The organism is Variovorax sp. P4_D9 (assembly GCF_056401695.1).
This window is the reverse complement of the sequence record NZ_JBFUIU010001591.1, coordinates 1-933: the sequence shown is the minus strand read 5'-3', so window position 1 is coordinate 933 and position 933 is coordinate 1. Positions and strand designations below refer to the sequence as shown.

The window sequence follows — 933 nt, the reverse complement described above, 5'->3', positions numbered from 1 at the left end:
CGGCAGAACTGAGTCTAGGACAGCCAATAAAGAGAGATGTCCCTGTTCCGGCAGGCTGCCCGATCAATCTCCGCCTTGACTGCTTTCCTCGCCAGATGAAGGGGAGGCACGGCGAGTGGCTTGTAACCCTCGTTTTGAGGAACGTCACGTCGCTTGGGCAAGGCGCTGACGATAGGGAATTGATCCTCTATCAGTCGTTCTTCGAAGTGCAGGCGAGCTCGGGTTCGCTGCTCCGCTATCCGGAGAGCACACGACCATTCGAGAGCCTTGATTCCGACGAGCAATCACTTGCGCTTCTATATCGGGAATCAGCGACCTATGGCATCGGTCACGGCTGCGCGGCCGCCTGGGACTCTGCGCCGGGCGAAGTTCCGTCGGCACTCCAAGCGGACGCGATGCCAACCGTTGAGCTTCCAAGCATGACGCCTGACATCATGCTGAACAACGGCGTGTTGTCCCTGAAAATGCGCGACCTCGCAGACCTGTCGCCAGACGGTCAGGGTCCGACGTGGGACGCTCTGAAGCTCGTTTCAGACGGCTACAGAGATTGGATTGAGCATCGCCGGCAAGAAGTTTCGGCGCTTCCCGTTAGGTTCAGGAGCGTCGCCGATTCCCATCTGAAATTATGTCAAGAATGTCTCGACCGCATTGACGAGGGCATTGAGCGAATCCGCGGTAACAAGGACGACCGTGATGCTTTTCGACTTGCGAACAAAGCAATGCTGTTGCAGCAAATTGCGACCAAGCAGTTACAGAAAAGAGAAGCGTCGTGGGACGCGATCGGACAAAGGGTTTCCATTAAAGGGCCCCACGCGTCGCCATGGACAATATTTTCAAACGCCGACGAGGACAGCGGCCGGATAGGTTCGTGGCGGGCGTTCCAGATTGCCTTTCTCCTCATGTCCCTCTGCGGACTCTCAGATCCAACAGACC

Annotated in this window: 1 protein-coding gene; it reads left to right on the top strand. The window is 56.9% G+C overall.

Annotated elements, in window-relative coordinates; all coding sequences use genetic code 11:
• Positions 1 to 179: 179 nt before the first annotated feature.
• Positions 180 to 933, top strand: a 754-nt coding sequence (locus AC1DY5_RS57110; RefSeq protein ID WP_478122954.1) for a hypothetical protein, incomplete at its 3' end; no start/stop codon positions are given.